Here is a 22,559-nt window from a genome sequence, read left to right on the forward strand (position 1 = left end):
CCGGAACATCGTGTTCCGGAGCCGTCGAGGTGGTGCGCAACCGTCTTTTCCCCGATGGATCGCGCCCCGCCCCGGCGCGATACGGGTGGAAAAGACAGCCCGCCCGAAGTGAGCCTTTGGCTCTCTGAGGCGCGGGCTTGCCAGTGATCTGCCCCCAAATCCCCAGCCTCATGGGGGGCGGGATATGGGGACAGTTCACTGGCGGTTTGCCGGGGGCAAACCCGGTATCGCGAAGGGGCATCAGCACCTGGGCGCGATACCTCCCGCAAGGGAGACGCCAGTGGCAGACCGGCCCCCACCGTGGGGCATCGGGCGAGACGCTGGCGCGACATTGCGGGACGCGATCCAACTGCCAAAGTTGGCCCTGGAGAGTTTGAGAGGCCGGGAGGGCCCCTCATTCCGGCGCGCATCGCGCCGGACGGAGTTCGCCATCGGCTGAGGCCTTGCCTCAAGGAGATCGCACGCAAAGCTCGGAACCGCAGGTGGAGAGTTTGCATAAGTGCGCCCTTCGTCCTTTACAGGCCTACGGGTACGCGCATACGGTTGATGTAGCAAGAGATACCTCGCCACCTGCCATCCTTGAAGTGGAAACCCGATTTGTCCGAGACCGAGCTGGACCGCGCCGAGAAACGCTACGCCCAGGCCAAGGCCCGGCTTCAGGCCCTGCGCAATCGGGAAGCCACGCGCCAGCGCAAGCTCGACACCAGGCGCAAGGTCATCCTCGGGGGGGCGCTGCTCGATCTCGCGGAACGGGACAGCGGGGCAGCGGCGATGGTGGAGCGGCTGATCCGCAACCTCTCCCGCGACCAGGACCGCAAGGCCTTCGCGGAGTGGGACGGCGCGGGCTCCGGCGGGGACGGCTCCCCTGCCCCGCCCTCCGATCCTGACGGGTCCGGGTGATGCGTTCGGTGATGATCTTCATGGGGGGCCTCGCCAGGTTCTTCTACCGGGTGATCGCCACCCCCATCATGTTCGGGTGGATGATCGGAGCCATGGCCTTCGGCGCGATGTTGGGGACGCTGTTTGCCGTTCCGTTCATCTTCGCCTTCTTCGATCAGGAGCCGGGGGAGAGTGCCTGGCAGTGGATTGTCTTCGGTCCCTGCATCCTCATCGGCGCGGTCTTCGGATTCCAGTACTGGCGCATGGCCTCCGGGGCCGATGCCTTCTTCGGCCTGACCGGCGACAGCCACGGCTCCGCCCGCTTCGCCAGTCGCAAGGAGTTGAAGAAACACCAGGGCGGGGATGGTCTGCTGATAGGGCGCAATCCCGGCACCGGGCGGCTTCTGCGCTATGACGGTCCCGCCCATCTGATCACCCTCGCCCCGACTCGCGCGGGCAAGGGTGTGGGCACCGTCATCCCGAACCTGCTCGCCGTGGATCGCTCGGTCCTGGTCATCGACCCCAAGGGCGAGAACGCGCGGATCGCGGGCGAGGCCCGGCGCAGGTTCGGGACGGTTCACGTCCTCGATCCGTTCGAGGTCAGCGGCCACCCTTCGGCTTGCTACAACCCGCTCGACCGGCTGACCCCCGACAGCCTCGATCTCGGCGAGGATGCCGCCTCCCTGACAGAGGCGCTGGTGATGGACCCGGCCGGGCAGGTGCAGGAGGCGCACTGGAACGAGGAGGCCAAGGCCCTCCTCGGCGGTCTGATCATGTTCTGCGTCTGTCACGAGGACCGCGACCGCCGGTCGCTGGCCACCGTCCGGGACTATCTCACCCTGCCCCCGGACCGGCTGAAGGCGCTGCTGGAGCTGATGCAGGACAGCGACGCAGCGGGCGGGCTGATCGCCCGCGCCGCCAACCGCTTCCTCGGCAAGGCGGACCGCGAAGCCGCCTCGGTCCTGTCGAACGCGCAGCGGCACACGCATTTCCTCGACAGCCCGCGCATTGCCCGGTGCCTGGCGCGCTCGGACTTCGCCTTCTCCGATCTGCGCCACCGGATCACCTCCGTCTTCCTCGTCCTGCCGCCCAACCGGATGGACGCCTACAGCCGCTGGCTGCGTCTCCTCGTCTCTCAGGCCCTCCAGGACATCGCACGGGATGCTGAAGCGTTGACGGTCACCATGGGCGCTGAGACACGCGCTCAGCGCCTCAAGGCCCCTGCCCTCTTCCTCCTCGACGAGTTCGCCGCTCTCGGCCGTCTGGAGGCCGTGGAGCGCGCCATGGGGCTGATGGCGGGCTACGGGCTCCAGCTCTGGCCGATCCTGCAGGACATGAGCCAGCTCCGCGATCTCTACGGCGACCGGGCGAACACCTTCATCGCCAATGCCGGGGTGCAGCAGGTCTTCGGAGTGAACGACTTCGAGACGGCGAAATGGCTGAGCCAGATGATCGGCCAGGAAACCTCGCGGTTCCAGACCGACAGCTTCAAGCCCGGCGACGGCCCCAGCTTCTCGAACCACCTCACCGGCCGCGATCTGCTCACCCCCGATGAAATCATGCAGATGCCGCCGAACGTCCAGCTCCTGCGCGTCCAGGGCCAGCCCTCGGCGCTTGCGCAAAAGCTCCGCTATTACGCCGATCCCGAGTTCCGGGGGCTCTTTGTCCCGCAGGACGCCGCCTGAGCCCCGGAAAGGAGCCGCCATGTCACAAGAGTCCGATCAGCCCGAGTTCCCCGCCCTCTCCGACGCCGAGCTGCGCGAAACCCTCGATCTCATGGCGACGGCCGTTGCCAGCATGTCCGACAGGATCGACGCCCTCACCGTTGCGGCGGATCGGCAGATCAAGGTCTCGACGGAAGCGCGGATCGCGGCCTTCGCCGCGAAGGACCAGACCGACCCCAAGCGATATGGCGAGGCTCTGGCGAAAACCCTCAACGCCGGGCTCGGACAGGTCGCGACCGACATGGCGGAGATCGTCCGCCGCCTCGCCGCCCAGACCGACAGGACCCTCGGGGCGCTGGCGAGATCGGAAGACGACACGTCGCGCGCCCTGCGTGAAGTCTCGGAGCGGGAATGGAAGGTGGAGCGCCTGAAGCGCCGCCTGCCCTGGTTCGGTCTTGGTGCGCTTGTTCTGGCCCTGGTGATGACAGTCATGGTGCCCCGCTTCATGGCTGGCAACGCTTCCATGTGCGCAATCCTCGGGGCCTCCTGGACCACGACGACCACCGGCGTCGATGCCTGCGTGTTCTACGGCGAGTGAGGCGCAACCTCCGATCAGCCGCTTTGCCCTCTTCTCAGCATCTCGGCCGCCGCAGGCGGCCAGGAGGCTCTGCCTCCTCTGCCCCGGAGGGGCATTCACCTCCGGGATATTTATGGAACAAAGATATCGTGGTAGAATGTCCTCGCGGTACAGGCGGGGACGCCGATGGCCGTGAACGGAGATGTCTCCGAGCGCCCTTCCCCTGCAAAGGTGAGGGGCGTTTTTGCGTCGGGCCGCCGAGGGCTAAGCGGCTGTCTCGTCGGCTCGGTCCGCGAAGCTGGGTGTTATATATGTGTTAGAATCTGTGTTACGCGAATCATCGCTTCCCTCAAGACTTTGAAAACAATACTCGAATCCGCCTATTTTTCGCCCTTCGGTGGGTGATCTTACGATACGGGGTGTGTGATCTTACGAAAGGTTGTGTGTGATCTTACGAAAGCCGCGTGGTGGGTGATACTACGAACTCCTTGCGTCGGTGGGTGAAATTACGAATAGTGCAGGCATGGTGGGTGAAATTACGAAACCGGATCGGACGCCTCTCCTTCCTTTGCGACACGCTCAGGGGGACTTCTTCGTCTGCGACATTTTCGATGCTGCACCGAAGGGCGACATGGCCTCGATGGCACATCCGATCTTCACGCTCTCTACCAAGCCGGACACAAAGAAGCGGCGCTACGTGGCAGCTGACGGAAAAAGCTACGTCGAGATCAGGCCGAACATGATCGGGCTTGCGACCGTGCATGATCGCGATGTGCTGATCTACTGTATCTCCCAAGTCATGGCAGCGTTGAACGATGGAAAGCAAGTCCACCGTACTCTGCGCTTCAAAGCCTATGACCTCCTTGTCGCTACAAACCGCCCTGTCGCCGGAACAGGCTACAGTGGCCTGAAGGCCGCTCTCGAACGCCTCCAAGGCACGCAGATCGAGACTAACATTACGACAGGTGGTGTCGAACAGATTGACGGCTTCAGCCTGATCGACCGCTACCGGATCGTTAGGGAAACTCGGGACGGCCGGATGCTTGATCTCGAAGTTACGCTCTCCGACTGGGTGTTCAATGCTATCGCTGGCGACGATGTTCTCACGCTTAACCGTCGCTACTTCCAACTCCGCAAACCGCTGGAACGCCGGTTGTATGAGCTGGCCCGCAAGCAGTGCGGGACACAACCGGAGTGGAAATGTGGCCTGGACAAGCTGAAGGACCGGACCGGTTCCACGTCCTCCGACAAGGAGTTTCGGCGGCTCGTTCGAGCAATCTGCAAGGCGGATGAGCAACACAACCACATGCCGGACTATGCCTTCCGGCTGGATGCCGACATTCTTACGGTTAAACCGAAGCCCGAGTTTCTGGAAAGCTACGCGCCAAAGCCGGAACAGGACAGCCTGACGGGCGGCTATGTCCTGCCCCTCTCGCCCGATACGCTCGAACGCGCACGCGAACTGGCCCCCACGTGGGACATCAAGGTACTGGTCGGAGAATGGCGGACCTACGCCGCCCGACAAAAAGAGCCCCCGAAGAACCCGGACGCCGCATTCCTCGGATTCTGCAAGAGCTGGTTCAAGAAACGTGGCCGCAACGGCTGGTAGAGTAATTACTCACTTACTCAAATACTCGGACCAGAGGTCACGGGTGATGTCGGAGATTGACCGGCCCTCCTCGACTGCTTTCATCTTGATTCTGCGATACAGCGTCTCCTCGATCTCGGCGTTTAGGCGCTTCTTCTTTTCACTGGTCTCCGTAATCTCATGCAGGATGCGGTTGCGGGCTTCGTCACCACGGCTCGGGCGTTTCGCGGACAGTGCCATCACGCGACCTTTCGCTTCGCAGATGTGAGCATCTTCAGTATCTCGTCGGTCAGCGCCGTAGTCTCTGCCCTCGCCTTGGTGTTGTCAGCGTCGAAGACTGTCAGCCCTTCTGCCGCCGTCTGCGGATAGACCTGTCGCTGCGTGATCGTCGTTTTGCAGACTGGCAGCGTATAGTCGTCCAGCGCGGTTCGCACGTCACTGCCAAGTCGGGTGCCTTCCACGATGCGGGAAACCACAAAACCGGCGCGGGGCAACCCGTCTGTGACGTCTTGGCGGGCCTTTATGAAATCTACCAAGTCGGACGCTGCCCAGATGTCATAGGGTGACGGCTGAACCGGGATCAGAACAAAGTCGCTGACCTTGATGCAGGCCGCGATCATATCCTCCAGCTTCGCCGCTCCGTCGATCACGACGTAATCGTAGTTTGCCGCCATGCTGGCGAGCGTCTTGACGTTGTTGGGACGGTCAAGCGCGACAAGCTCGACCGGGTTGTCCGCGCTGGCGGCGTGCCAGTCACGGGCGCTGCCTTGGGGGTCGCTGTCCACGATCAGAACGGAATGGCCCAGCTCATGCAGCGATCTGGCCAGATTGGTGCTGATCGTGGTCTTGCCGCTGCCACCTTTGGGATTCAGGACGGAAATTATGCTCATTGCTCTGCCTCAATTGTGTATTTACTCAAAAGTGTAACTGAGTGTCCGAGATGCGGCAAGTTTGGTGTGAGCTGATGTCATGCAGACATAGGCAAAGAAGCGAGTGGTAGACGGACCACTCATTTACTCAAAAACCCATTTGAGGACAGTGTGGGGCAGGGGACTTGGCGCAAATGCTGTGGACTTGCTATAGCTGCCCTTGTCGCGCCCTGACCTCGCCGATGAAATCACCGACAGACCAGAGCCAGCCGCGCTGCGCGGCAGTGTAGCTGCTGTGAACAGGGGAGGGGACCACGAGCTGAAGGCTGGAGGCTTCCATCTGATCGGTCTGCGGCTCCGAAATTCCCGGCTCCAGCGTCAGCAGGTGCTTTCGGCTGATCTTCTCGGCCTCGGCCAGAACCTGCCGCCAGCGATCCTTGCAGGTGGACTTTGCACCCAGCATAGTCAGGCGCGGATCGCCCTCGGCCGGAGCTGCCTGATAGGTCGCAAGATCGGGAAAGAGGAAATCCGGCTTGTGATTATGCTCGGTGACGGCTCCCCGGACGTGCCGGATGTCGTGAGCCCGCAGGACAGCCGCCAGATGGTTCTCCAGCGAATGCCCCATGCGTGACTTGCGGCGGTTCTGCACACTCAGGGAAAAGCTGATGAACCCGTCCACATCGGTGCCGTCCCGGTTCGTGAACCCGGCCTCGATCCTCGAAGATACGATCCGGCGCTCAAGCCTCCTGAACAGGGCCTCTTCGTGATCCAGCCATGCGATGAGCGCAGCATCGGGATCGTCCTCGGCGCAAACCTCGGGGAGGGTGAGGCGGGCCAGATCGGAGAACTCGGCCGTCTTCGGGAATGTGGTGCCGAATTTCGCGATGATGCTGTCCAGTTTGTCAGCGTCCGGCTCCTCGAACTCGATGCCGATCTCGTCCAGAATGAAGCGGGCCGCGAAGTCCAGCTCCGGCTCCTCGTCGGAGAACTCGCGGGACACGAAGGATTTGCCTTCCGGGCGCAGGCCGAACAGCCAGAAAAGCTGCTGCTCGCTGGTCGATCCTTCCGGGGCCACGATGAACCAGAGGACGCCACCCTGGTCCTTTGCCAGAAACAGGGTGTCTCCGGCTCTCATGGCTTCCGTGACCGGGTTCGAGGGGTAGTAGAGCCGCCATTCGGCTGCGCGGGGCTTGTTGATCCGGGCGTCGTAGTGCGTGGCCCAGCCTTCCTCGGTGAAGCCGTCCTGATCTCCGCCGAGCCAGATGTAGATCGCCGGGAATTTCTGCTGGTGCGTCTCGCCCAGAAAATCCTCGCGCATCTTCACGGTCGTTCCGACCTCATGCTGGTTCGATGTCTTCGGTTCGGCATCCACGGCGGACAGGCGCTTGACCCCGACACCCTCGAAGTAATCAGACAGTTGCCCGCGCTTCATCCCCGCTCACCTCCAGTGTTTTTATGTCCGATTTCAACCATATGGCGCACTGATCGACAACGCTCTCGAAGGGCAGGCGGGTCTTGCCCTTCAGGGCGCACTCCCAGACCGTCCCGATGCGCCAACCCGCCTCGGCAAGAGCCTGACGCTGTTGCCTGTCGCGCTCGATGTTCCTGCCGATTTTCCCGCGCCAGAAGTCCTCGCGGCTCTTCGGCCAACGGAACAGGTGGCAATCGTGGCCGTGCCAGAAACAGCCATGCACAAACAGGACGGCGTTGCGGCCGGGGAAAACGAGATCGGGCCTGCCGGGCAGGTCCTTGCGGTGCAGCCGGAACCGGAATCCGCGCCGGTGCAGCGCGGACCGTATTGCCAGCTCGGGCTTGGTGTTCTTCCCCCTGATCCCCGCCATCATCCGGCTTCGGACGACGCGGGAAACGGTGTCGGCGGGCATCACCGTGCTGCCAGCGACGCCTCCGGCATCGCAAGGTGTTCGGCGGGCATCTCGCTGGCGAAGTAGGCGCGCCTCTCGTCCAGCGGAAGTTGCGGCTGGATGGCTGCCGTTACTTCCCGACCGTCCAGCTCCATCGCCTCGGCGATCCGTGTCTGCATGAGCTGCGCGACCGCGCTCACGACCGGCACGACAACGGCGTTGCCGAACTGCCGATAGGCCTGCGTGTCGGAGACGGGGATTTTCCAGTCGGACTTGCCCGGCTTCTCGAAACCCATCAACCGGGCGCATTCGCGCGGCGTCAGGCGGCGCGGGCGGTTGCCCTTCTGCTCGATCAAGATTTCGGAGCCGTCCTTGTAGTAGCGGGCGGACAGGGTGCGGGCCACGTCATTCGGGCCGAACAGCGAATAGCCGAACCCGTTCCCGGCGCTGCGGTGCTTTTCCTTGTAGCCCTGGAGATAGGTCCACATGTGGTTGGTCAGCGTGTATTTCGGATCGACCCCTCTATCGAGGATCGCGCCAAGGGTCGGGCCGTCGCCCTCGGGCACGGCGAGCTGGTCGAAGTCGAACCCGATGCTGTGATCCTTGAAGCCGACGATGAAAATGCGCTCGCGCTTCTGCGGCACCCATGGCGTCGAACTGATGACCCGGTGAAAGACGCGATAGCCCAGCTCGTTCTCCAGAACGTGCATGATCGTGGCAAAGGTCTTGCCGCCGTCATGGCGCTCAAGGTTCTTCACGTTTTCCAGCAGGAACGCCGGGGGTCGGTGGTGGTCGATGATCCTGGCCAGATCGTAGAACAGCGTCCCCTGCGTGTCGCACAGGAAGCCATGGGGGCGGCCAAGGGCGTTCTTCTTGCTGACGCCCGCAATCGAGAAGGGCTGGCATGGGAACCCTGCCAGCAGCACGTCATGCGCCGGGATGGTTTCGGGGGCCTTGGCGTAGGGGCGCACGTCCTCGGCGAAGACATGATCGCTGTCGGCAGGCTCGGGAAAATTGGCGCTGTAGGTCTCGCGGCTGAACCGGTCCCACTCGGCCGTGAAGACGCACCGCCCGCCGATGGCCTCGAAGGGCAGGCGCAACCCGCCGATCCCTGCGAAGAGGTCGATGAAGCGGAAGCTCTCTGAACGCTTGCCGGTGCAGCGCGCATCTGCCGTCTGGCGCAGCTTCTCCAGCCGGAGCTGGTCGATCCGCTTGCCCTCACCCTTCATGTTGCGCCGGATCGTGCGGTCGCTCACCCCCAGAAGCTCGGCTGTCGCATCGATGTCGAGACCGGCCCGCTCCATCAGTTCCGCAAATTCTGTCCGTGGATGCGCGTTCATGTGCCCGCCCCTGTTCTGTGTCTGTTATTGACAACATGTCATAATCTGTCCCAGCGTGGTTGAAAAGCCTGTTTCTGCCATTTGTTCATAATTTGTTCTAACATGGTGTTAAGGGTCTTGAGGCGATAGATTCACAATCCGGGCATCACGGATTCAGCGGTTTTGGTCCACGGCCTGAGCTTCATGGACTGAAATAGAGACTTATAAAGACGGTTCTGGGTGCAATCAAAGCATTGATATAAAACAAAATATCCTGCAATAATTGTGTCTAGTTTCCTGAAGTGTATCTAGATAGGAATGGTCCACCGTCGCATTTTTTCGGCATGATCGGCCAAAAAATTGCGAAAGGATCACCGGTATGCCCTCTGACGACGTTTTCTCCCTCCTGCTCGATGCACCCCCGACTATCCTTGCCCTGCTCCTCGGCATCGCCGCTGTAGGCGTTGTCGGACTTGCCTTGCATGTCGTCCTGCGCGCCATCACGAAGGAACGCGGCGAATGAACATGCGAAAATGGGTAAAGCTCCCGTCCGCCTGGATGGAGGAAGGCGGACTGTCGGCCTTCAAGTGGCGCGCGGAGACCGGAGCATCGGAAACGGCCGCACTGATGGTGCTGATGGCAATCGCGCATCGAGCCGATCTCGCTGACGGGCTTGCGCGGGCGACGTATGACGAATTGACCATCGCCACCGGGATCAGCCGGACCAAGGTGGCGGATGGTCTCGATGTGCTGGCCGCACGGAATCTGGTGGTCAGGGAGGCTGACGGCCGCAGCACGTACCAGCTCACCAACTATGGCGAAGGCCATGTCTGGGCCGCGCTGCCAGCGAAGCCCCTCTATGATCGCACCGGCGCGATGCCGATGTTCGGTGACTTTCATCTGCGCAAGGCCGCAGAGTTGGATGCCCTGAAAATTTACCTCGCGTTCGCGGCCCGCCGGGACACGACACAGAACGTCGCGCGGATCACCTATGAACAGATCAGCGACTATGCCGGCATTCACCTCGGGAAGATCAAGAAGGCGCTCGGCATCCTTAACATCAATGGTCTTGTCACCGTGGAAAGCTATGAGCGGATGGATGGCCTGCCCGGTGCGTCACACGGATACCGGCTGGCCCACCTTTTTCCACGCCTCCACGCCGGAACAACTGGACGCGCAACACGCGGGCAGGGGGACGATTCAAGGAACTACGAATAGCGTCGAGGTCAGGTGAGCGAGCAAGGCCTTGACCTTTTGGTTTCACACACTCATAATCATGAAACCGAAAGGATTCCGCCATGAACATTGTCGCCTTCCCGGCTCAGGCCGCCCTCTATCAGCCGATTGGCCATTTCATCCGCCTCGGCGACAGTGGCTATCGCAAGAATGCGGAACTCCACGCGCAGAACCTCCTGAAATCGAAGCGGTTCGTCGTGAATGCCTCGCGCATCGCATACCAGCGCGAGGACATCCGGATGCTGCGCGAGGGTGGCGCGGAAGTCGTCCTCGACCCACGCACCGTCGAGCTGGGGTCACTCAAGTATTGTGGGGGCGACGCGGCGAAGGCTCCTTGGGCCATGGAAGACGGCTCTCTACTGGTGGCGGAGCTGCGGTCGCCCAATCACATTTTCGACCTTTACGGCCGGATCGCACGCTGTGCCGTGGATCACCAGATTGATGCTGTCCTCAGCCCCTCCGGGCTTGTGACGGGCGCGGGCTTCAGAACGCAGTTCGATCTAGACCGGAACGGCTGTCTGGCGATGAGAGCGGCTCTGGATGCGAATGGCGGAAAGCAAATCGCCCTCGACTATCTGCTTGTTGTGCGCCTGACTGATCTGACCGACGAGAAGCGCAGGCTCGAACTGATCGCGGGCCTCGCCGATCTCCCCTTCGAAAACCTCTGGCTCCGGATCGCAACATCCTCCGGGACGGCCGGTCCGCTCACGGCGCAGCGACTGATAAAAGTGCTATCGGCCATCCACAATATCGGCAAGCCTGTCATTCTCGACTACGCGGGCGGGCTGACCGGGGAAGCCCTGATCTCGATGAATGTGGTCTCGGGCCTAGCGCATGGGATCGGCAGGCACGGATCGTTCGATGTCGGTGGCTGGGACAAGCCGCCGCGTAAACCCGAGCCGGATGAGGAGCGGAAAGGGGGGCAGGCCGTGCGCGTGGATGTCCCGGTCTTCGGTCGCAGCTTCACCATCCCGGAAATGGAAACTCTCCTGACCGCCAAGGGGGCAAAGGCGCTTCTCGTTCCGACAGACAAGAAAATCCTGCCCAACGGTCCGTCCGACCTGCGCAGCGACGCGCGGCGGCTCAACGCTCTGGAAGCGGAAAGGCGGATTTCGGCCATCGAAGACACGCCGACCGTCAAGCGGCCGGAGGCATTTGCAGAGGGCCGCATGAAGGAAGCGGAGCAGGCGGCCCGCAAGGCCGCGCGTCTGAATCCCAATCCGAAAGTCGCTGCCGACAACAATGTCGATCTCGACAAGATGCGGGCACGTCTCGCCGACAATGCCGGAACCATCGGAAAGCTGCGCGATGTTTACGCGGCGCAGGCACAGCAGCGGCAGGAACGGGGGGACATTGCCCGGTCTGTCTCGCCGCCCCGGCACGCGACACCCTTTTCAGAGACGGGATCGTGAGCATGGCCTCTACAGCGATCTCCCGGAGTATAAGCGATCTTGAAGAAATCGGCGGTCTGAACGGCATGGACATCGCCAACGTCACCGATGTGTCGAAAGCCACTGTCTCGCGCTGGCGGACCGGCACGAAGAAGCCCCAACCAAGAAGCGAACGGGTTCTTGCCGATCTGGTCTATGTCGTCCGGCGACTGGAAGACTACTACACCAATGAGGAGGTCAGGACTTGGCTCTACGCGCGGCACCCGCAGCTCGAAGGGCAACGCGCGATTGACCTGATCCATGAAGGCAAGGTGATCGAGATATTCCAGGTTCTCGACCGTCTGGATGCGGACGGCTATCTCTGATGATGACGGCACCGAGGGATCGCGACCTGATCGACGCCCTCGATGCGATGGAGGTCAAACCGTTCAGCGGCACCGTTTGGCGTGTGCGTCGCGAGGGCCATGATCCGACGATCTTCTATGCTGGCGGCAACCGGTGGGACGATGGCTCCTTCGACGTGCTCTACACGGCCTTGGATCGCGACGGCGCGCTCGCCGAGATGCGCTTTCATCTGTCACGCGGCCAGCCAGTCATGCCGTCGAAGGTCAGATACGCACTTCACGAGCTGGCGGTCGATGTGCCCGGTATTATCGACATCACCGACTGGGCGTTCCTCGAACGTTTCGGTGTAGAAAAAGGCGCGTTCGGAAAGATGCCCTACCTCTCCCGCGAAACAGAATATTCGGCCTGTCAGCGGATCGGGGAGGCGATCCATTTCCTCGGCAGCGACGATCCCGGCGATCCTTCAGGGTTCATCGTCCCGAATGCGCGACGTGAAGGCCGGAACCTGGTGCTGCTAGGGGACTACATGCCGTTCGATAACGTCACCCATATCAAGGATCACGGTGTCATTGATTGGTCTGCGACATAGCAGGAAGGGCAGAGAGCGCCCGTTGAAGCGTGCTGCGGTTCACACCCAGTATCTCGGCCATTCCGGAAACCGTCTCGCGCTTCGCCTCGATGGCCGTCTTCGCATGGGCGATTTGGGCGTCGTTTAGGGCAGGGGGCCTGCCAAGGCGTTTGCCGCGCTTCTTCGCGGCGCGCAGACCGGCCTTCGTCCGTTCCTGGATCAGGTCGCGCTCGAATTCGGCCAGCGCCCCCATGATGTGAAAAACCAACCGTCCGCCTGCGGTTGTCGTGTCGATCCCGTCCGTCAAACTGCGGAACTCGATTCCTCGATCCCCGAACAACTTCAGCAGGTGGATCAGGTCAGCGATGGACCGACCCACACGGTCCAGCTTCCAGACCACCAACAGGTCGCCTGAGCCCAGCAACTCCATCGCTTCGGAAAACCCGGCTCGGCTCTCGGCCGCTGTGGCACCGCTCTGCGCCTGGTCGGTGATGATCCGGTCGCACCCGGCTTCGGTCAGCGCCTCGATTTGTAAATCAAGGTTCTGCTCCTCCGTGGACACCCGTGCATAGCCGATTTTCATGCGATCTTTTTGCACGAGGTTTTTGCGTCAGTCCAGCGTATGGAATATCAGTGACTTGGCACCACGACCCAAACTGCCGCAAAAAGGGTGGTTTTTGCGGCAAATCGGGTTGACCACAAACCTGCCAGAACCGGATCAGTTGCGCCGGGGGCTTTTGGCACCAGTAAGTCATTGGTCCGGCGTTGCGATAGGTAAAGAGACAGAACCCACCGTTTTTGACCGCGAGGTCTTGGCCAGGGTTTTTTGTCCAATCCAAACTGCGCTGTTTCCGTTGCCTTCATTAGAGTAGAATGATCTCTGTGGGAGGCATTATTCATGCGACAACTGATTTCCAATGGAAACCCGATGGAAGAGATCGTCGGTTTTAGCCGTGCCGTTCGGGTTGGACCATACATTTCGGTCGGGGGAACCGCGCCGGTCGATGCATCTGGCAAGACTGTCGGCGTCGGAGATGTTTTTGCCCAAACGACGCAGTGCTTCGAGATCATCAAAGCAGCTCTCGAACAGGCGGGCTCAGGTCTTCAAGACATTGTGCGGACGCGGGTAATCCTGACGGATATCGACAACTGGAAAGAAGCCATAGAGGCGAGGAAGAAGTATTGCGTCGATGCCCGACCCGTCGATACGATCATGGCGATCAATCGGTTTGTGAACCCTGAATGGTTGGTCGAGATCGAAGTTGATGCAGTCGTTACCGACAACGCATAGCGGCAAGACCCATACGTTTCTGCCACTGGCGAAAACGACCGTTATTGGCGCATAGGTTTTCGGTAAAGGGTTTATGTCCCGGCTGCGGATGAAACGGTCAGTCGCACTTCATGAATGACTGTCCGCTTCTTGATCTCAATCAGACTTCGAACTCTTCCAGAAGATAGCCATTCTCATATGTCTCAGTCCTGATCCGAGACATGCTGATGGGCCGAGCGCACGCGCCAAAGAGAGGTGTGCCGCTCCCTAGGACACACGGTGCGCGCTTGAGGACCAGCCGGTCGATCAATCCTTGGTCCAGCATCCACCCTGCGAAATCGCCACCCCCGCAAAGATACACGGGGCCACTCGCATTGCGCGCCAATGTCAAAATCTCCTCCGATGTGGGACGGCGAAGAACTGAGATTTCAGCCGGTTCAGGCACCTCCAAAGTGTCGGAGAAAACGACTGTCCTCATATGTGGATAAGGGTTTTGACCGGGCTTAAGGCCAAAACCATACCCGAACTCGTAGGTGTTTCGGCCCATAATTGCCGTTCTGTAGGTCTCAAGGCGTTTTAAGTAGTCGTCTACCACAGGCCCTTCTGGTGCGAATTTCGATATGTCTCCGGACACGCCGGAGATAAAACCGTCTAGCGAGACGGCAACGTCATAGATAATGGGATGCATGAGCATGCTCCTGAAAAATAATTTCCCTTCAAGCCATTCGGCTTCTGAATGAATTGGGAATTATTTGATCACTGGCAGGGCGCTCCTCAACTGAAAGACCTTTTAGACGAAGCTGTTTGGCCGGTCAACACGCAGCCATATGGAAGCGGACCTTCGAACTCAGCGCAGCATTCGGAAGAGTGCGCTCCTGCGAGACCTTTTCCGCATTGATGGATGTGCCAAAACTCAACCGTTTCTGTCACCGACGATAACGACTGTTATTGGCAAGCGGTGGGTGTCAGATTTCCTCCTTACCAGCTCACAAAAATGTAAAGCATACTTTACATTTATTCCAAATCCCATCATTGGTACCTGAAGCGAAGTTAAGGAGTCTCTCATGGGTGTTGGAATTGCAATCGGCATAGCGGTCGGAGCGGCCATCGGGACAGCAACAGAAATGATTGCACAAGGCGTCGCCTTTGGTCTCGTGGGTGGTGTCCTGCTCGGCACACTTTTCAAACGCAACGCGGAACGCTGAGTAGCACCCTTGTGGCCAAATCGCCGAAAGTCATGAATCGGCTGCGGGAACTACGCCGCGCCCGTGGGTTGACACAACAGAATCTGGCGGAGCTTCTCGGTGTTTCCCGACAAACAATCAACGCAATCGAGAAGGGCCGATATGAACCTAGCCTGCCCGTGGCCTTCGACATTGCAAATGCTTTCGCATCGAGGATCGAAGACATCTTTCGCCCGGCGCGAGACGCACATGACAATTCTCCTTGGAGTAACTTGATGATCCCAATTCCGAAACAATTAAGCGCGGGCCAGACCGTGATCCGCCCTCATGTGGCGTCAGATCTGGCAGCATTTGAACAGTTCCTGACGCACCCTACGGCCACTCAGTTCATGGCGTTCACCCCTGAGCAGAAATCCAGCGCCGGGGCGGCTGCGATGATGGATGCAGTGATTGGGAGCTACGCCAGTAACCACCCGATCTGCTCACTCACCATCGCCGATGACAGTACCGGTGAATACCTTGGATCAATCGGGGCGGCAGAAGCGGGTGATCATGCGGCGGAGGTCTTCATCACTGTGATGCCTGACACGCAAAGACGCGGCATCGCCAAGACGTCCCTGCCGGTTTTTGTCGACCATCTCTTCTCGACGTCCGCTGTGACGCAGCTCATCGCAGATGTCGTTAAAGACAATACCGCCGCCGTGCGGCTGTTTGATCAAGCCGGGTTCCTAAACACCGGTCCTATCGAACGCGCGGCAGAAGACGGCGCGCTCGGCCATCGCGACATGGCCGGACTGCGTTTCGTCATGACGCGGGCGGATTTTAATAAGCTGCGCGCATCATGACCGGCGCATTACTCAAAGCCGCTGTACCCGTGCTGCCCGTCAGCGGCATAGAGCGGGCTGCTTCTTTTTATGCTGAGAGACTCGGGTTCGAGATCGGCCATACTGACAGCGGGTATGCTGTAATGATCCGCGACAAGATCGAAATCCATTTATGGTGCGCTACCGATGAAACTTGGAAAGGGCGCGATGGCCATCCCGTCATCAGCGGTGCTGAGAGTTTCCTGGCAGGAACTGCGAGTGCGCGTGTGTTTACAACCGAAATAGATGCGCTGTTTGCTGAAATGCGAGACAAGGACGTCATTCACCCCAACGGACCCTTGCAGAACAAGCCGTATGGATTGCGGGAGTTCGCAGTCCTTGATCTTGACGGCAACCTTCTCACATTTTTCCAGCCATTTGACCAAAAGGAATACCGAAAATGAGCCTCGGTGTCGCCATTCTGAAAATTCCCGTGTCGGACCTGAAGACGTCAGCTTCCTTCTATGAAGCTGCCCTAGGATTGCGAGCCACAATGGTTGTCGAGGAGTTTGGCTGGGCGCAGTTGGACGGAGTCTCTGTTGCGCTTGCCCTATACCTACCAGGCAAAGGTGGGGGAGATCGCACGCTGGGCGGTACGGTCGATTTCCACCTGTCACACAATCATCTGGACGAACTGCACGTACAGACACGCAAGACTGTTCCAAACGCCACAGTGCATGAAAATGCAGATGGTAGCAGATCGTTGGAGTTCTCTGATCCGGATGGGAATATCATCAAGGTCATGGAACGCCGCTAACGCCAAAGGTGTATGACCAGATTCGGTTCACTCAGTGACATGACTGCTATCGGCTGTAGCGCACCAAAGTCGCTTTTTCGCTTTGCGGGCATACCATGCCCGTCCGCGCGAAGCGCCGGGCCTGTCGGCGGGTAGCCTTAGGTTGCCCGCAGACAAGTCACCCGGAAACCGCCACCACCTCGATCACGCCACAACGCGAAGGGCCCCGCCTGCTGACGGGGGCCTCGATCATTGCGGTGATGCGGGCAGCTACTCAGCGGCCATCCGGTCGGCCTGCGCGGTGCGGTCCATGATGTAATCCACGGCCTTCTGCGCCTCGGACGCGGCGCGGAAAATCGCGCGACTGTCTTCCTTCATCGCCTCAAGCCATCCTTCGACATAGGCCGCGCTCTGATCGAATTCAGGCTCCACCCCGATCTGTGCGCAAAGCATGCAGTTGCCAATCTCCGCGACCAGCTCCTCGAAGGCATAGGCCTTGCGGTCATTGAACCGGCCCAAGCGGTCCAGCCGCTTCGTCGCACCTGTCCAGTGGGTCAGCTCATGCGCCAAGGTGCCGTAATATCCTGCGGCCCTGTGAAAGGTGCCAATCGGCGGCATGTGGATGCGGTCGGTTTTGATGTTGTAATAGGCGCGCGGCTCCTCGGTCACGTCGATCTGCGCGCCGGTCGCGGCAAAGAACGCCTCAAGCTCGGGGTCGGCCACGGTGCCAAGATCACGGGGCGGGTCGGGCAGGATGTAGAACTCGGCAGGCAAGCCCTCGATCTGGTCGGCGTTGAACACGCGGTAAGCCTTGGCATAGGGGATCTGACGTTCCTCGCCGTTCTCGTTCTCGCGCTCGACGGTGCCGTATTTCACAACGGTCGCAGATTTCTCGCCCTTGCGGACATGGCCCCCAAGCTGCTTGGCCTGATTGAACGTCATCCACCGGGTTGAGCTGTAATCCTTTGCCATCGCCGTGGCCCAAAGCATCAGGATGTTGATGCCCCGATAGGCCTCTCCGTTGAACCGTTCCGGCAAGCTGACCCCTGCCCCTCCGCCGGTCCACGGCTTGCGCCAGGGCGGTGTTCCCGCCTCGATCTGCGCGATGATCTGATTGGTGACATGGGTGTAAACGTCAAACTTCTCTGCGGTCATTTGTGACCCTCCTTCGAGTGACGCGGGCCGGGTCTCTTCCCCTTTCCGCCGATGGGCGGGCCTTCCTTCTCTGTTGTCTGGAATGCCCATGCATTCCGGACGGCAGAGCAGGTAAGGGCAAAGCCCGTCCTGCGGCCCGGCGGGTCCGTGACACCCGGGTGGAGGGCGTGAATTTGGGAGGGAACCGCGCGCCTCGCGCGTGGGAGGAACCGGAATTCTCGACCGGAACCGACGCCAAAGGCGGCGCTTGCCGGTTTTCTCGGACCTGCCGGGATGGCAGGCGGATCAACAGAATTTGGATGCTATCTGGGTAGGGGTGAGCGGGCGTCAGCCCGTCGATCCCCTGCCCTGTCTATCGCTCAAAGCGAGACCGGCACACTGCCGGGATCACGGATATCCTAGCGCGACCGTGCGGCAGCTATGCGGACAAAGTGAGCTTTCGCTGCGGCAGCGCGAATGGCTGCTTCAGAGAAAACCCCGTTTCTCTCGCAGTTCCTCATCTTTGCAAGTCGTGCAAGTCTAGGGTTCGGGCACGAGCAAAAGTGACAATCGCCTTAGTGTAAGTGCCGACCTCTTCTCGCAAAAGTCGCGAGATGGCGCGGGAACTCTACCGATCACACGGCGGATTTGCAGATCGCCGACAAGCAAATTCATATAGAGCGCGGCTGTTTCCTCCGGATGGTCGAAAGATAGATCGCCGCGACGCTTAGCCTGTTCGAGAGTTTCTACAAGCAGAGGCAGGACAGTTTCTCTCCCCGCCTCCGAAATGACGGCACCCAGTTCACCTGTCGGGTCTGCCGCTGCGGCACGATTGAGTGCGATGGCGCGATCCCCAAGCAGCAGCTCCAGCAATTTCGGTCCGAACCTTGCAAGCGTTGCCATCGGGTTTTCTTTAGCCGCCAGTTCCTCTTCCAGCAGGGATTTCACTTCGGCGGCGTTGCGTGTCACCAGAGCTTTGAACAATCCTTGCTTGTCGCCGTACCAGTTGTAGAGGGTTTCGTTGGAAGCGCGGGCTTTTCTGGCAATGGCCAGCATCGAGGTTCCCGCGTACCCCTTTTCTTCCAGCAGTGCATAGGCTGCGGTTTCGATCTGCTGCTGACGCAGGGACCTGTTCTCTTCGCGCATCCAAATCCTCCCTGTTGACAGCAACCGTAACGCTTATTACGGATATCTCAACCCGTAACTAAAATTACGCTTAAGGGGAAGCCTTGACACATCAAGCCCATTCCGCCGTTCGTGACAATCTCGGCGACACCGACACGCAACCTTTTGATACGGTATCGGCCCGATGACACGCTTGTTGCCAGCCACAGCTCTGGTCGCGTTGCTTCTCAATGGCGCGATTTTCGGGTTCTTTTATGCTTGGGTCTGCTCAACCATGTGGGGGCTGGATGCTGCCGATCCGGCCGTGGCGATTGCAGCAATGCAGGCGATGAACGCTTCGGTCCGCAACGCCGTATTTTTCCCGGCCTTCTTTCTGACGCCCGTGGTACTGCTCATCTCCACCCTGCTGGCGCGGCATGAGCAGCGCCGCATCGCATTCTTTTCCTTTGGCGCTGCGGCCCTCACGTATCTCTTCGGCGGGCTGATTCTGACCATGATGGTCAACGTGCCGATGAACGAGGAGCTGGCACGTGTCACCATACCCGACGACACGCAGGCTGCGCGTGACATCTGGGCGGCCTATTCGGCGCCGTGGCAGGTCTGGAACATCACACGCACGGTGTTCAGCGGTATCGCCCTCTTGTTCACGGGATATGGGCTGATCCACCTGAACCGGCACGCAGCGGCGGCGTGATCTAGAGAGCAGCGGTCATCATACCGATGGTAATCGGAGCGACCGGGCTTTTGAACACCAGCATGATAAGCGAGGCAATCACCACGTCGGTTGCCTCGCGCAAGTCGTTCTGTGCCAGCACGGCACCAACCATACGGCTGACCTGAAGAGTTTTCACCCCAGATGTTTCGCCTCCCGCTGGATGGCCCATTCGATCAGTTCCGTCCACAGCGTTTCGACCAGTTCTTCGTCGAGGCCAACTTGCGCCGCCTTTGATTTTACGTTGGCGAGAACGGCTGCCACACGGTCAACTGTTCTGGCAGGCAGGCCCTCGATCCGCTTCAGTTCGACGGCTCTGTCGATGTAGTCGCTGCGCTTGGCCAGTAGCTCCAGCAGCATCAGGTCGATTGCGTCTATCTGCTCGCGTAGCTCTGCCATCGAGCCACAGTCTTCCGGCTTTGTCAGGGTTGTCACTCCGGACTCCTTCATGAGTGGTTTTCCATTGACAGTATCCGTAACAATAATTACGGATATGTACAACCGTAACTTTAAATACGCTAAGGGGAGGCGTCTCATATGGACATTTCGCTGATCGCATTTGGCTTTGTGGCCTTTGCCACAGTCGCCGCGCCGGGGCCTACGGTTCTGCTGGCGCTCACCAACGGGTCGCGCTTCGGCATGACACGTGCAGGGGCCGGAATCGTCGGAGCCGGACTTTCGGACCTGGTACTGATCACAGCGGCTGCGCTGGGTCTGGGCGCAATTCTGGCGACATCGGCGTTCTGGTTTTCGGTCGTCAAGTGGATCGGCGTATTCTACCTCGCATGGCTCGGCATCCAGATGCTGAGATCGTCGGCTGAGATCGCCGACACGTCAGAATTGTCAGGGGTCGGAAAAGGGGCGGGGACACCGGCGCGCCTCTTCAGAAAGAGCTTTCTCGTCGCGGCCACGAACCCGAAGGGATACATCTTTTTCGCGGCTTTTCTGCCCCAATTTATCGACCTGGATGAACCGCTCTTCAGCCAGTATGCAACGCTTGCGCTGATATTCGTCGCGATCGACGTAGCCGTCATGACAATCTATGCGGCAGTCGGGGTCAACGCCATGCGGTTCCTGCGCGGGAAGGGAGCGATGTGGCTTGAGCGCGGATGTGGCTTCGTCATGCTCGCGCTGGCAGGGGGCTTGGCGCTATACAAACGCGCTTAGTTCGTGCATGTGGGTTGGGGCGACAGCCCCAACCGGTCATATCCTCGCCGAAACGCCCGTCGGTTCCGACAGGTTATGGCCCCCCCGGACAAGACTGGACATTCATGGACGCTGCAGCATCAAGTAATTTGGTCTCAAAGCCGCCTTGCGGCGGCGCGGCATCACTCACTGTCGCTGATGTAACACCGGCGACTGATCCGGCTTCTGATCGAACAGGATCACGCGCCCATCGCCGTTGTCGGGATCGTTGACCAGGACAAACGGCACATCCGCCCCGTCCTTCTCATAGAGACAGCGGTACTTCATTTGGCCGTCGAGCGGATCGCGCACCTGGTCGTAGCGGTAGCTGTGCGGGATGCCCTTCTCGATCCAGCCTTCAACACCTGCGGGCGTCACAAGCGATAGCGGCTTTCCGTCCAGCAAGATCGTCTTGCCCACGTTAAATACTTCATACATTCGATCAATCTCCTCTGTCGTTTCACCGGGTTGCGTCACAGGCTGTGACCTTCGCCACGATCCCTGTCCCGCGTGTTTTCGTTCTCGTCGTCATCGCGCTCCTGTTCGCGTTCGTCCTCGATCTCAAGCTTTTCGCGCGGCTTGTTCAGCACGTCCTTCAGGCGCTCGTTAACGGAGGGCTTGCGCACCTCGCGCCCTATGCTCTCGCCCATGTCATGCTCGCTGTGGCCGTCCAGCTTGTGAACCGCCGACTGACCGTCGCGCCCGGCGTCTTTCTCCATGATCTCTTTCAGTCGCTCCCGCGCATAATTGCGGCCTTCAGGCTTGGGCGTGTCGTCCTGGTCCCATGACCGGCCCACGACGCGGGCCAGCCGTTCCCGGAAGTCCTCCGGGTTTCGGTCGCGGTCGCGATCTTTCGCGGTCGCCGCCCTGAGTGCTGCCAGACCGGCAGAGACGCGCCCCTGCCCGGCCTCGCGCTCGATGCCGTAGGTCTCACGCGCCAGTTCCAGCCGCGCGCGCATTTCACGGAACGCGGTGCGGGCCTGTCGCGCGGCATGGACCACGGCCCCCCGCTCGGTGATTGGGACGTATTCCCGGCCCTGGCGCTCGGCCATCCACTTCGCCCGGCGTTCCATGGAATTGGCGGCTGGCCCCAGCTTCAGCTCGGGGTCGCGGTCCAGTTCCTCGGCGGAGAGTTGATCGCCCCGCTCCAGCGCAGCCTCGCGCTGCGCTTCGAGCGACCGGTGATCGACGCGCTCCACCTCCCCTGCCCGCTCCAGCGCGCGGTTCTGTAGATCGGCCCAGATGCCGCGCATCTGCTCGATCTCGACGCCGCCGGTCTTTGCAGAATCGAGCACACGGGTCTTGGCTGTGAAGCCGTCGGCTTCCAGCTTGCGGGTGGAAGTCAGAACGTGTGCGTGGTGGTTGCGCTGGTCCCCTTCGCGGTGCGGGGCGTGGATTGCCACATCGACAGCCACGCCGTAGCGGCTGACCAGCTCCTGGGCGAAGTCGCGGGTGATCTGGGAGCGGTCCTCGGCGCTGATCTCGGACGGCAGGGCCAGCTCCCATTCGCGGGCGGTGACGGAGTTGCGGCGGGTCTCGCTGGCCTCGACCTCGTTCCAGAGGCGGGACCGATCCGTGGCCCAGTCCGGCGCGTCCTTCGGGGTCAGGATGAAGGTTTCCTCGATGCCCTGCTTGCGGGTGTAATCGTGGATGCGACCTTCACGCTGACACTCGATGCGCTCCCCGACACGGTAGGCCGCGGCTGCCGTGGCAGAGCGCCCGGCGCTGCGTTTGATCGTCTTCACAGAGAGGTGGTAGCTCGCCATCAGCGCGCCCCTCCATTGAGACGGAAACGCGTTGGACGCATCGCGCCAAGCACCGGCGTTCCGTCTGGCTCTTGGCTCGTGACAAGAGCCAAGATGGTGGTGCATGATGAGGTTGAAGCCTGTCCTGTGTCTCTCGTGAACGGGGCAGTCTTCAACCTCCCTGTTGGGCGCAAGCCGGGGGCTCCGGAACATCGTGTTCCGGAGCCGTCGAGGTGGTGCGCAACCGTCTTTTCCCCGATGGATCGCGCCCCGCCCCGGCGCGATACGGGTGGAAAAGACAGCCCGC

Annotated in this window: 29 protein-coding genes; 16 read left to right on the top strand and 13 right to left on the bottom strand. The window is 60.6% G+C overall.

The annotated features are described in order from the left end of the window. The first annotated feature begins 579 nt into the window (after window positions 1-579). From PVV74_RS22470 to PVV74_RS22485, 4 genes are all read left to right on the top strand, one after another. Window positions 580-900 (top strand): mobilization protein, encoded by a 321-nt coding sequence (locus tag PVV74_RS22470; RefSeq protein WP_274594737.1) that lies wholly within the window; start codon window positions 580-582, stop codon window positions 898-900. Continuing rightward, complete coding sequence (locus PVV74_RS22475; RefSeq protein WP_274594738.1) at window positions 900-2,564, top strand: type IV secretory system conjugative DNA transfer family protein; 1,665 nt, start codon at window positions 900-902, stop codon at window positions 2,562-2,564. The genes PVV74_RS22470 and PVV74_RS22475 overlap by 1 nt, the downstream gene beginning before the upstream one ends. Window positions 2,565-2,583: 19 nt before the next feature. Then, window positions 2,584-3,141: a hypothetical protein gene (locus PVV74_RS22480; protein WP_274594739.1), complete on the top strand. Its 558-nt coding sequence runs from the start codon at window positions 2,584-2,586 to the stop codon at window positions 3,139-3,141. A 502-nt stretch (window positions 3,142-3,643) separates the two neighbouring features. Then, entirely contained in the window at window positions 3,644-4,729 is a 1,086-nt protein-coding gene (locus PVV74_RS22485) for a replication initiator protein A (RefSeq protein WP_274594740.1), read from the top strand. Between the two features lie 9 nt (window positions 4,730-4,738). Here the strand turns inward: PVV74_RS22485 and PVV74_RS22490 are convergent, their stop codons facing one another. The 5 genes from PVV74_RS22490 to dcm form a co-directional block, all read right to left on the bottom strand. Next, window positions 4,739-4,948: a plasmid partition protein ParG gene (locus PVV74_RS22490; protein WP_274594741.1), complete on the bottom strand. Its 210-nt coding sequence runs from the start codon at window positions 4,946-4,948 to the stop codon at window positions 4,739-4,741. Further along, on the bottom strand, window positions 4,948-5,598 hold the full coding sequence (gene parA, locus PVV74_RS22495; RefSeq protein ID WP_274594742.1) for a ParA family partition ATPase: 651 nt from the start codon (window positions 5,596-5,598) through the stop codon (window positions 4,948-4,950). Before parA ends, PVV74_RS22490 begins: the two co-directional genes overlap by 1 nt. Before the next feature lie 187 nt (window positions 5,599-5,785). Further along, window positions 5,786-7,009 carry a type II restriction endonuclease gene (locus PVV74_RS22500; protein ID WP_274594743.1) on the bottom strand — a complete coding sequence of 408 codons (1,224 nt, stop codon included), beginning with the start codon at window positions 7,007-7,009 and terminating at the stop codon, window positions 5,786-5,788. After that, window positions 6,987-7,460, bottom strand: coding sequence for a very short patch repair endonuclease (locus tag PVV74_RS22505; protein ID WP_274594744.1), 474 nt, complete (start codon window positions 7,458-7,460; stop codon window positions 6,987-6,989). Before PVV74_RS22505 ends, PVV74_RS22500 begins: the two co-directional genes overlap by 23 nt. Continuing rightward, complete coding sequence (gene dcm / locus PVV74_RS22510) at window positions 7,460-8,779, bottom strand: DNA (cytosine-5-)-methyltransferase (protein ID WP_274594745.1); 1,320 nt, start codon at window positions 8,777-8,779, stop codon at window positions 7,460-7,462. The genes PVV74_RS22505 and dcm overlap by 1 nt, the downstream gene beginning before the upstream one ends. A 358-nt stretch (window positions 8,780-9,137) precedes the next feature. On the opposite strand from dcm, the gene PVV74_RS22515 reads away from it, so the two are divergent. From PVV74_RS22515 to PVV74_RS22535, 5 genes are all read left to right on the top strand, one after another. Continuing rightward, complete coding sequence (locus tag PVV74_RS22515; protein WP_274594746.1) at window positions 9,138-9,281, top strand: hypothetical protein; 144 nt, start codon at window positions 9,138-9,140, stop codon at window positions 9,279-9,281. Continuing rightward, window positions 9,278-9,976, top strand: a complete 699-nt coding sequence (locus tag PVV74_RS22520; protein WP_274594747.1) for a hypothetical protein — start codon at window positions 9,278-9,280, stop codon at window positions 9,974-9,976. The genes PVV74_RS22515 and PVV74_RS22520 overlap by 4 nt, the downstream gene beginning before the upstream one ends. Window positions 9,977-10,056: 80 nt before the next feature. Next, window positions 10,057-11,406 carry a hypothetical protein gene (locus PVV74_RS22525; protein WP_274594748.1) on the top strand — a complete coding sequence of 450 codons (1,350 nt, stop codon included), beginning with the start codon at window positions 10,057-10,059 and terminating at the stop codon, window positions 11,404-11,406. Between the two features lie 2 nt (window positions 11,407-11,408). Further along, window positions 11,409-11,750 (top strand): antitoxin Xre/MbcA/ParS toxin-binding domain-containing protein, encoded by a 342-nt coding sequence (locus PVV74_RS22530; RefSeq protein ID WP_274594749.1) that lies wholly within the window; start codon window positions 11,409-11,411, stop codon window positions 11,748-11,750. After that, on the top strand, window positions 11,750-12,319 hold the full coding sequence (locus PVV74_RS22535; protein WP_274594750.1) for an RES family NAD+ phosphorylase: 570 nt from the start codon (window positions 11,750-11,752) through the stop codon (window positions 12,317-12,319). Before PVV74_RS22530 ends, PVV74_RS22535 begins: the two co-directional genes overlap by 1 nt. On the opposite strand, the gene PVV74_RS22540 is transcribed toward PVV74_RS22535, so the two are convergent. Continuing rightward, window positions 12,297-12,881, bottom strand: coding sequence for a recombinase family protein (locus PVV74_RS22540; RefSeq protein WP_274594751.1), 585 nt, complete (start codon window positions 12,879-12,881; stop codon window positions 12,297-12,299). The two genes, PVV74_RS22535 and PVV74_RS22540, sit on opposite strands and share 23 nt — an antisense overlap. Window positions 12,882-13,196: 315 nt before the next feature. On the opposite strand from PVV74_RS22540, the gene PVV74_RS22545 reads away from it, so the two are divergent. Next, complete coding sequence (locus PVV74_RS22545; protein ID WP_274594752.1) at window positions 13,197-13,589, top strand: RidA family protein; 393 nt, start codon at window positions 13,197-13,199, stop codon at window positions 13,587-13,589. A gap of 139 nt (window positions 13,590-13,728) precedes the next feature. Here PVV74_RS22545 and PVV74_RS22550 read toward each other — a convergent pair whose 3' ends face one another. Further along, window positions 13,729-14,256 (bottom strand): dihydrofolate reductase family protein, encoded by a 528-nt coding sequence (locus PVV74_RS22550; RefSeq protein WP_055297373.1) that lies wholly within the window; start codon window positions 14,254-14,256, stop codon window positions 13,729-13,731. A 376-nt stretch (window positions 14,257-14,632) separates the two neighbouring features. On the opposite strand from PVV74_RS22550, the gene PVV74_RS22555 reads away from it, so the two are divergent. The 4 genes from PVV74_RS22555 to PVV74_RS22570 are packed head-to-tail and all read left to right on the top strand — an operon-like array spanning window position 14,633 to window position 16,372. Continuing rightward, window positions 14,633-14,773, top strand: coding sequence for a hypothetical protein (locus PVV74_RS22555; protein ID WP_274594753.1), 141 nt, complete (start codon window positions 14,633-14,635; stop codon window positions 14,771-14,773). A gap of 11 nt (window positions 14,774-14,784) precedes the next feature. Continuing rightward, window positions 14,785-15,597, top strand: a complete 813-nt coding sequence (locus PVV74_RS22560; protein ID WP_274594754.1) for a GNAT family N-acetyltransferase — start codon at window positions 14,785-14,787, stop codon at window positions 15,595-15,597. Next, window positions 15,594-16,019 (top strand): bleomycin resistance protein, encoded by a 426-nt coding sequence (locus PVV74_RS22565; protein ID WP_274594755.1) that lies wholly within the window; start codon window positions 15,594-15,596, stop codon window positions 16,017-16,019. The genes PVV74_RS22560 and PVV74_RS22565 overlap by 4 nt, the downstream gene beginning before the upstream one ends. After that, window positions 16,016-16,372: a VOC family protein gene (locus PVV74_RS22570; RefSeq protein WP_274594756.1), complete on the top strand. Its 357-nt coding sequence runs from the start codon at window positions 16,016-16,018 to the stop codon at window positions 16,370-16,372. Before PVV74_RS22565 ends, PVV74_RS22570 begins: the two co-directional genes overlap by 4 nt. Window positions 16,373-16,621: 249 nt before the next feature. Here PVV74_RS22570 and PVV74_RS22575 read toward each other — a convergent pair whose 3' ends face one another. Continuing rightward, on the bottom strand, window positions 16,622-17,506 hold the full coding sequence (locus PVV74_RS22575; protein WP_274594757.1) for an ArdC family protein: 885 nt from the start codon (window positions 17,504-17,506) through the stop codon (window positions 16,622-16,624). Between the two features lie 519 nt (window positions 17,507-18,025). Beyond that, window positions 18,026-18,631 carry a TetR/AcrR family transcriptional regulator gene (locus tag PVV74_RS22580; protein ID WP_274594758.1) on the bottom strand — a complete coding sequence of 202 codons (606 nt, stop codon included), beginning with the start codon at window positions 18,629-18,631 and terminating at the stop codon, window positions 18,026-18,028. Window positions 18,632-18,794: 163 nt separating this feature from the next. Here PVV74_RS22580 and PVV74_RS22585 point away from each other — a divergent pair, with 163 nt between their 5' ends. After that, window positions 18,795-19,304 (top strand): anthrone oxygenase family protein, encoded by a 510-nt coding sequence (locus PVV74_RS22585; RefSeq protein ID WP_274594759.1) that lies wholly within the window; start codon window positions 18,795-18,797, stop codon window positions 19,302-19,304. Window position 19,305: 1 nt separating this feature from the next. On the opposite strand, the gene PVV74_RS22590 is transcribed toward PVV74_RS22585, so the two are convergent. After that, complete coding sequence (locus PVV74_RS22590; protein ID WP_274594760.1) at window positions 19,306-19,461, bottom strand: hypothetical protein; 156 nt, start codon at window positions 19,459-19,461, stop codon at window positions 19,306-19,308. Continuing rightward, window positions 19,458-19,757: a chorismate mutase gene (locus PVV74_RS22595; protein ID WP_338020442.1), complete on the bottom strand. Its 300-nt coding sequence runs from the start codon at window positions 19,755-19,757 to the stop codon at window positions 19,458-19,460. The genes PVV74_RS22590 and PVV74_RS22595 overlap by 4 nt, the downstream gene beginning before the upstream one ends. Window positions 19,758-19,859: 102 nt before the next feature. Between PVV74_RS22595 and PVV74_RS22600 the strand changes: the two genes are divergently transcribed. Beyond that, window positions 19,860-20,489: a LysE family translocator gene (locus tag PVV74_RS22600; protein ID WP_274594761.1), complete on the top strand. Its 630-nt coding sequence runs from the start codon at window positions 19,860-19,862 to the stop codon at window positions 20,487-20,489. A gap of 165 nt (window positions 20,490-20,654) precedes the next feature. Here the strand turns inward: PVV74_RS22600 and PVV74_RS22605 are convergent, their stop codons facing one another. After that, complete coding sequence (locus PVV74_RS22605) at window positions 20,655-20,945, bottom strand: hypothetical protein (RefSeq protein WP_274594762.1); 291 nt, start codon at window positions 20,943-20,945, stop codon at window positions 20,655-20,657. Between the two features lie 35 nt (window positions 20,946-20,980). After that, a complete protein-coding gene (gene mobQ / locus PVV74_RS22610; RefSeq protein WP_274594763.1) occupies window positions 20,981-22,273 on the bottom strand; it encodes a MobQ family relaxase in 1,293 nt (430 codons plus the stop codon). Between the last annotated feature and the right edge of the window lie 286 nt (window positions 22,274-22,559).

The organism is Roseovarius sp. SK2 (assembly GCF_028807495.1).
Classification (GTDB): Bacteria; Pseudomonadota; Alphaproteobacteria; order Rhodobacterales; family Rhodobacteraceae; genus Roseovarius; species Roseovarius confluentis.